The sequence below is a fragment of the Vibrio sp. 1249-1 genome (assembly GCF_033340495.1).
The window spans coordinates 1-892 of the sequence record NZ_JAWOWJ010000266.1; the positions used below are offsets into that span (position 1 = coordinate 1).

Annotated in this window: 1 protein-coding gene and 1 pseudogene; one reads left to right on the forward strand and one right to left on the reverse strand. The window is 44.7% G+C overall.

Annotated features, from left to right (window positions below):
- Positions 1 to 187: pseudogene (locus R7Z50_RS25745) on the forward strand (bifunctional heptose 7-phosphate kinase/heptose 1-phosphate adenyltransferase); the annotation flags it as partial.
- Between the two features lie 212 nt (positions 188 to 399).
- On the opposite strand, the gene R7Z50_RS25750 reads toward R7Z50_RS25745, so the two are convergent.
- Positions 400 to 892: TolC family protein (locus R7Z50_RS25750; RefSeq protein ID WP_318149509.1), on the reverse strand; the 493-nt coding region annotated here is incomplete at its 5' end.

Below are 892 nucleotides of genomic sequence, written 5' to 3' on the forward strand. Positions count from 1 at the left end.
TACGCCACAGCGTCTGATCTCTGAAGTGCTGCCAAGCATGTTAGTGAAAGGCGGTGACTACAAACCAGAAGAGATTGCTGGTGGTAAAGAAGTGATTGCAGCAGGTGGTGAAGTTCGTGTTTTGAACTTTGAAGATGGTTGCTCAACCAGCGAAATCATCAATGCAATTAAAGGCGGCAAAGGCTAAGCCTTACTGCTTTGAACAACACTATCTGAAAGGTCGCTGCAAAGCGGCCTTTTTGTTTTTCTATGCTTGCTGTTCTACGTTCTGGTATAGCAATGCATTTGCGAGATAATCGCTAGGCGTACAATGTTAGGTACTTTGCATCGAATGATAGACAACAAAAAACGCCAGTTGAAGAATCAACTGGCGTTTTAATTTCATTGTATAACTGAACGTTATTTCGCTGGTTTCAAACCTGCATCCACATCCAAGATGTCTTGTTCGCTTAGTGTACCAACCGCTTGGCGAAGCTGAAGAACACTCAGGATGTAGTTGTAACGAGCGTCTGAAAGATTTTTGTTCGCATCGTATAGGCGACGAGTTGCGTCTAGAACATCAACGATAGTACGAGTACCTACATCAAAACCTGCTTCTGTCGCTTCTAGCGCAGATCTCGCTGAAACTACCGATTGCTCATACGCTTTTAACGCACCAATAGAAGCGTTGATGTTGTTGTTTTGTGCACGAACATCTTTCACTACGCTACGGTACTGAGCTTCAAGATCTTCGCTTGCTGCAACGTACGCAAACTCAGCTTGTTTGGTTTGTGATGTCACGTTGCCGCCAGTGTAAAGTGGCACTGCTAGGTTAACGCCAATATTGAAGCCGTCGCTTGTACGGTCACTATTTGCATTACGGCCAAGGCCACTGTTGTAGTTACTTTCTGTG